The 6,849-nt window shown below is 34.9% G+C and carries 6 protein-coding genes and 1 other annotated feature; of the genes, 4 read left to right on the plus strand and 2 right to left on the minus strand.

Features of this window, described 5'->3' with window-relative positions:
* The first annotated feature begins 15 nt into the window (after window positions 1–15).
* The 3 genes from CD29_RS20830 to CD29_RS20740 all read left to right on the plus strand — a co-directional run bounded on the left by CD29_RS20830 (window position 16) and on the right by CD29_RS20740 (window position 1,567).
* The gene (locus tag CD29_RS20830; RefSeq protein ID WP_052124236.1) at window positions 16–363 is read left to right on the plus strand and encodes an SPFH domain-containing protein; all 348 of its coding nucleotides are present in this window, start codon (window positions 16–18) and stop codon (window positions 361–363) included.
* Window positions 309–1,112 (plus strand): SPFH domain-containing protein, encoded by an 804-nt coding sequence (locus CD29_RS20835; protein WP_268871006.1) that lies wholly within the window; start codon window positions 309–311, stop codon window positions 1,110–1,112. The genes CD29_RS20830 and CD29_RS20835 overlap by 55 nt, the downstream gene beginning before the upstream one ends.
* A gap of 197 nt (window positions 1,113–1,309) precedes the next feature.
* Window positions 1,310–1,567 carry a TM2 domain-containing protein gene (locus CD29_RS20740; protein ID WP_235801863.1) on the plus strand — a complete coding sequence of 86 codons (258 nt, stop codon included), beginning with the start codon at window positions 1,310–1,312 and terminating at the stop codon, window positions 1,565–1,567.
* Window positions 1,568–1,629: 62 nt separating this feature from the next.
* Here CD29_RS20740 and serS read toward each other — a convergent pair whose 3' ends face one another.
* The gene (serS, locus tag CD29_RS17450; protein WP_036189797.1) at window positions 1,630–2,916 is read right to left on the minus strand and encodes a serine--tRNA ligase; all 1,287 of its coding nucleotides are present in this window, start codon (window positions 2,914–2,916) and stop codon (window positions 1,630–1,632) included.
* 76 nt (window positions 2,917–2,992) lie between these two features.
* Window positions 2,993–3,209: a binding site (T-box leader), on the minus strand.
* A 168-nt stretch (window positions 3,210–3,377) separates the two neighbouring features.
* Between serS and pdxR the strand changes: the two genes are divergently transcribed.
* Window positions 3,378–4,796, plus strand: a complete 1,419-nt coding sequence (gene pdxR / locus CD29_RS17455; protein WP_081976304.1) for a MocR-like pyridoxine biosynthesis transcription factor PdxR — start codon at window positions 3,378–3,380, stop codon at window positions 4,794–4,796.
* A gap of 13 nt (window positions 4,797–4,809) precedes the next feature.
* Here the strand turns inward: pdxR and asnB are convergent, their stop codons facing one another.
* On the minus strand, window positions 4,810–6,648 hold the full coding sequence (gene asnB, locus CD29_RS17460; protein ID WP_036189799.1) for an asparagine synthase (glutamine-hydrolyzing): 1,839 nt from the start codon (window positions 6,646–6,648) through the stop codon (window positions 4,810–4,812).
* Window positions 6,649–6,849 lie beyond the last annotated feature (201 nt).

The following is a 6,849-nucleotide window of genomic DNA, read 5'->3' on the forward strand; positions in this document are numbered from 1 at the left end:
GAAAGGGAGATTGTTTTGGGTATTATTGATCGAGTCAAATTTGACGGGCTAAAATCACGAGACTGGTTAGTTTATAAATATCCAAATGAAAAGATTATTATCGGGTCACAACTTATTGTAAATGAAGGGCAAGTAGCTATTTTTGTAAAGGGTGGCCAAATATATGATTTGTTCTATCCAGGTACGTATTGGCTTTCAACAAACAACCTTCCTATATTAAGCAATGTACTCAATCTATTTTATGGAAATAAAACTCCCTTTAGTTCTGAAATTTACTTCATCAATCTAGCTACCAAATTAGATATATATTGGGGTACACCCGATCCGATCCAATTCAAATCATTGATCCAAAATATCATATAAGGCTACGAATTCGATCCTACGGGCAATTAGCTTTACGATTGGAAGACCCCTTATTGTTTTTTAAGGAAATCATCGTTTCCCTTCATAAAGATGACATAGTTGATTACGATAAAGTACAAGATTATTTTAAGGGCATGTTAATCACAAACATTAAAACGTCATTAGCGAACAAAATGATAAAAGAAAAAATATCTGCCCTTGATATTACTGCAGAAATTCCAAGCATTACAAATGATTTAAAACTAAAGATTGCTGAAGAATTTAAATTATTTGGTTTTGAATTAATTAACTTCCATATACAATCCATCAACTTTCCAGATGAAGATTTTGACCAGATCAACGTTATTTTAAAGGAAATTGCCCAAATGGAGATGTTGGGAGAAGAACGTTATGAGAAAAAGCGAAGTTATGATATCTATGAAAAGGCTGCGTCAAATTATGATCCTAAAAGTACATTTCATACGCAGCTAGACAAAAGAATATTAAAAAGTTCACATACAAAATTCTGTCCTTCTTGCAATGGGACAATCCCTTCTACAAGTAAGTACTGTTTTTTATGTGGTGTGAAAATAGATACAAAAATCAAATGCCCATCTTGTAATTATGAAAATGAGGGGAACTCAAAATTTTGCTCAATCTGTGGTACAGATTTAACAAAACGAATTTGCCAGTGTGGTAATGAATTACAATCCAATGACCAATTTTGTCCTTATTGTGGAAAGAAAGTAGATAAATCTGTTACTGAATAAGTATGGGGGGAATAGCATTGAAAAACAATAAATGTTCACAATGCGGCGCTCCTAGAGATCCAAATGCGCCTCAATGTAAATACTGCGGTGAGAAATTCGCCACCACAACACCAAATTTTAAAATTAGTGCACAAGATAACATATCACCAACATACGTCCAACCATCTTACCCTCAGTATCAAAATCATGGTAGACAAATGATTGGAATTCAACCTTATTGGCCAATTAAAAATAAAACTGTAGCTGGATTATTAGGTATCTTTCTTGGTGGTTTTGGTATCCATAAATTCTATTTAGGTAAACCGGCTTCTGGGATTCTTTACTTAGTATTTTGTTGGACTTATATACCTGCTATTGTTGGCTTTTTTGAGGGTATTGTTTACATTGCTTCAAACAATCAGACTTTCCAAATGAAACATAAAGTTCGATTAAATGAATATACCGATTATCATTAACTGTCATAGATAATAATAAAAGGAGCCAAGGCAAATTAAATAGCCATAGCTCCTTTTTTTCTTTATTTTGTTGGTACTGAAATAACTTCTTTCCCACCCATGTACGGACGTAATACTTCTGGTATTACTACTGATCCATCAGGTTGTTGGAAGTTTTCTAAGATGGCTGCAACTGTACGCCCAATAGCAAGACCTGAACCGTTTAATGTGTGTACATACTCTGGTTTTGCTCCTTGCTCACGACGGAATCGGATATTTGCACGACGAGCCTGGAAATCTTCAAAGTTTGAACAAGAAGAAATTTCGCGATACATACTTTGTGTAGGCATCCAAACTTCTAAATCGTACTTTTTCGCAGCAGTAAATCCAAGATCAGCTGTACACATTAATAATTTACGGTAAGGTAATCCTAATAATTGAAGAACTTTTTCAGCATGACCAGTTAATTTTTCAAGTTCATCGTATGATTCCTCTGGTTTTACAAATCTCACTAACTCAACTTTGTTGAATTGGTGTTGGCGAATTAGTCCGCGCGTATCACGGCCTGCTGACCCTGCTTCAGAACGGAAACATGCACTGTAAGCTGCAAATCCTTTAGGAAGGATTTCACTATCAAGAATCTCATCGCGGTAGAAGTTTGTTACTGGTACTTCTGCTGTCGGGATCATGAAGTAATCTGTATCAGCTAGTTTAAATACATCTTCTTCGAATTTTGGTAACTGTCCTGTACCAGTTAGGCTGTCGCGGTTTACGATCACCGGTGGTAGCATTTCTTCATAGCCATGTTCTTCAGCATGTAAATCCATCATAAAGCTCATTAATGCACGCTCAAGCCTTGCTCCTAAACCACGGTAAAATACAAAACGACTTCCTGTTACTTTTCCAGCCCGTTCAAAGTCAACAATCTTTAAGTCTGTCGCTAAATCCCAATGAGGTTTTGCTTCAAAATCGAAGTTTGGAAGTTCTCCCCACTTTAGTACTTCAACATTATCATCTTCTGTTGTACCAACTGGAACAGATTCATGAGGTAGGTTTGGTAAACGCATCATCATATACTCAAACTTGTCTTCTACTTCACGTAGCTCGTTATCAAGTTGCTTGATTTCGTCTCCTACTTCACGCATTCGAGCGATTACTTCATCTGCATTTTCCTTGTTACGTTTCATTTGAGAAATTTGTTCTGATACTTTATTTCGCTCTGCTTTTAGTACTTCTGTTTTTGCAATTAACTCACGACGTTTTGCATCAAGAGTTTCAAATTCATCAATATTACCTAAGTCTTCATTACGTGTAAGTAAAACTCTTTTTACATCTTCATAATTTTCGCGTACGCGTTTAATATCTAACATGTCATTTTCTCCTCCGATTTTTTTTAATCTTTTTAAACTTCCCTTGCGAATAAATACAAAAAAGCCCCCATCCCCAAAAAGGGACGAGAGCTACCCGCGTTGCCACCCTAATTGATTAGACAGAATACGTCTAATCCACTTATCTAATAACGGCTTTTCAACCGGCTCAAGCTTACTACTAATTCAGCAAGGCATCTCAAGGACGGATTCACAAGTGCTTTTATCAGCTTCCACCAACCGCTGACTCTCTAAAAAAAACAAACCTTGTTACTACTTCCTATCATCGAATTTTAGTATTCATTCATTGTAACCATACTTTACTATATGATTTTTTCTTTTGCAAGGGATGTTTGTATGAATTTATCATTGTTAACAATTCCTTTACTTTTAGTATAATAATAATTGACCATATTATACAGTTAATTTATTCATTTTTTAAAAGGTCAGTTAGGACGATAATTATGGACATGCTTATTTTTGAACTTGAAAGAAATTCAGAAAAACCACTATATGAACAACTATATTTAGGAATAAAAAATGCAATTATTTCTAAACGAATTGAGGTTGGGACAAAACTTCCCTCAAAGCGAAAACTGGCTGATTTTTTGAATATAAGCCAAACAACGATAGAAATTGCCTATGCGCAATTATTAGCTGAAGGATATATTGCATCTGTACCGCGTGTTGGCTACTTTGTAGAAACAATTGATGATTTGCCGTATGTTGAGAAGGCAACTAAGATTGAATCTATTCAGCCAGTCTTAAAACAGTCATTTCGCATTGATTTTCATCCTGGAACAATTGATTTAGACGGATTTCCGTTTTCTACATGGAGGAAATATGCAAAAATATTATTCGATGAGCAGTATAAAGAACTTTTACTCACTGGACATCCACAAGGAGAAGAAGAACTTCGTACAGAGATTTCAAAATATCTATTTCAATCACGTGGGGTTATTACAAGCCCTGAACAAATCGTTATAGGATCTGGTACAGAACAACTGCTACCAATGATTATTCGACTTTTTGATCATATAGATGGATATGCTATTGAAAACCCTGGATATAAGACTGTAAATCGTATTTTAAAGCAAAATGGACGAGCTGTGTTTCCCATTACAGTTGATGAGGAAGGTATGCAAATAAGTGATTTGGAACAAACAACTGCTAATATTGTTTATGTAACCCCATCCCATCAATTCCCTACTGGTGCTGTCCTTTCTGCAACAAGGAGATCCCAATTATTAAACTGGGCGGCACTACAGGAAAATCGCTATATTATTGAAGATGATTACGACTCTGAATTTAGATATTTAGGTAAACCTATCTCGTCTCTGCAAGGGTTAGATAAAAATGAAAAGGTAATTTATATGAGTACCTTTACAAAATCTCTAATGCCTTCCTTACGTGTTGCCTATTTTGTGTTACCTAAATCTTTATTATCTAAATATAATAAAACCTTCACTTATTACAACGCGACTGTTCCAAGATTTGACCAACACATATTGGCTAACTTTATGAAAGATGGTCATTTTGCAAAGCATTTAAATCGAATGCGAAAAATCTATAAGAAAAAACACGACCATATGACAGAGATTATTGAAGCAAATTATCCTTCGATTTCAATTTCAGGAGAGCATACAGGCATGAACATTTTAATTTCTTTTTCACATCATTTATCTGAAATTGAGTTAAAAGAAATGGCTGCAAAAAAGGGAATTGGAGTATATGCGATTTCAGATTATATGGTTAAACAAGTAGAAAGTACCGAGCCAAAATTCCTTTTAGGCTTTGGTGGTCTAAGTTTGGATGAAATTGAACAAGCAATTCATGAATTAATGCAAATTTGGGGAATTACTAGAGCCAATCCATCAAATTAGGATTGGCTCATCATTAAGACTCGATAAGGTTTATATTATAATGATCAAACCATACATGTATTTGAGCTAAATATGCTAACAGCTGAGGGCCAGCCATTAGCTGACCAAACCAAGGAACTTTAAAGGAAGCCCCTTTTGATTCAACTAATTCATGTAATTGATTAGCATCAAATAATTCATGAAGAATTGAATTTCTATTTTTGAGTAATTCCATTAGCCATAATTGAACACCTTCTGTATATGCTGGATGATACGTTTTTGGATAAGGATTTTTTTTGCGATACAATACTTCATCGGGTAGAATGCCTTCCATCGCTTTTCTTAAAATACCCTTTTCCTTATTACCCACATTTTTCATTTCCCAAGGAATATTCCACGCATATTCTACGATTCGATGATCTGCAAAGGGAACGCGTACTTCAAGACTTGCACCCATACTCATCCGATCTTTTCGCTCAAGTAATGTCGCCATAAACCATTTCATATTCAAGTAGAATAGTTCTCTTCTTTTTGTTTCTTCTACACTCTCACCATATAATTTCGGCGTCTCACTAGTTGTATTTTCGTATTTACTAAGTATATATTCAGGTATATTCAATTTTTGTTGCCATTTTTCTTGTAAGAACATATTCCGTTCATTTGAAGATCGCATCCAAGGAAAACCTTCAATTTGTGGGCCAAAGAACCAAGGATATCCTCCAAATATCTCATCGGCGCATTCTCCAGAAAGAGAAACTGTGAAGTTTTTTTTAATTTGTTTACAGAACCAAAGGAGTGATGAATCAACATCCGCCATACCTGGTAAGTCACGGACATGGACAGCTTCTATTAAATTATCTATAAGTGTCTTTTGGGATATAATCGATGAATGATGTGTTGTATTATAGAGGTCAGTCATTTTTTGAATCCAGAATCCATCAGTGGAAGTTTGGAAGTCATTTGAAGCAAAGAACTTTTCATTATCTTCATAATCAATAGAATAAGTATGAAGCCTTTTACCTTCAGATTCATATTTCTTTGCGGCAATTGCCGTAATAATACTAGAGTCAAGACCTCCTGAAAGGAAAGTACATAAAGGAACATCGGATACTAGCTGTCTTTCAATTGCATCGGTAACGAGAAAGCGTACATGTTCAATGGTTTCATCAAGTGTTTCTGTATGTTCTTTACTTTCAACATTCCAATATTGCCATATTTTTAGCCCATTTCGACTAAATTGTAATGCATGGCCTGGTTTTAATTCACTAATACCTTTAAATACCCCATTTCCTGGCGTTCTTGATGGACCTAAGCCTAATATTTCAGCTAAACCTTCATAACTTAGTTCACCATTCATTTTGGGATGAGCTAATATTGCCTTTATTTCCGAACTAAATAGTAAGCCACCTTCTACCTCTGCATAAAAAAGCGGTTTTACCCCTAAACGATCACGGAATGTCGTTAATGTTTCGTTGCTTTCATCCCAAATCCCAAAGGCAAAAATACCATTCAAATGATTTACACATTGTTCTTTCCATTCAATAAAAGAAGTTAATAGTACTTCTGTATCCGAATGTGTAGCAAAGTTATAACCCCTAGCTAGAAGTTCCTTACGTATATCTTCTGTATTATATAATTCTCCATTATATATAATTGTAAAATTTGAATCTTCTTTTGTTTTTGTCATTGGCTGTTTGCCGCCTTCTAAATCAATCACTGCTAATCTACGATGTCCTAACAATGCGTGACTACTACTAAATATTCTTCCATCGTCTGGACCTCGTTTTGATAGAGTTTCAGTCATAGCAGTTATAATCTTTTCTTTCCCGTGTAAAAGCTCTTTAAAACTTACCCAACCTGCGATTCCACACATGAATCATCACTCTCCTCACCTTGTAACTTATGTAAAAATGTTTTTTTTGGTGATATTGACTATCAAAAAATTATAACCAGCTTCTAAATATCATTCATGTGAACTTATCCTAAAAAATTGCAAAGAAAAAACACACAATAAAATTGTGTGTTTCAGACTGTAGACAAACTCGAAAATTTCGAGTTTGCCTACAGTCTTTTT

Source organism: Ureibacillus manganicus DSM 26584, assembly GCF_000772945.1.
Lineage (GTDB): Bacteria > Bacillota > Bacilli > Bacillales_A > Planococcaceae > Ureibacillus > Ureibacillus manganicus.

Coding starts and splice junctions, on each gene's coding strand:
- CD29_RS20740 (WP_235801863.1), top strand. CDS start 1,310: ATGATTGGAATTCAACCTTATTGGCCAATTAAAAATAAAACTGTAGCT.
- serS (WP_036189797.1), bottom strand. CDS start 2,916: ATGTTAGATATTAAACGCGTACGCGAAAATTATGAAGATGTAAAAAGA.
- pdxR (WP_081976304.1), top strand. CDS start 3,378: ATGGACATGCTTATTTTTGAACTTGAAAGAAATTCAGAAAAACCACTA.
- asnB (WP_036189799.1), bottom strand. CDS start 6,648: ATGTGTGGAATCGCAGGTTGGGTAAGTTTTAAAGAGCTTTTACACGGG.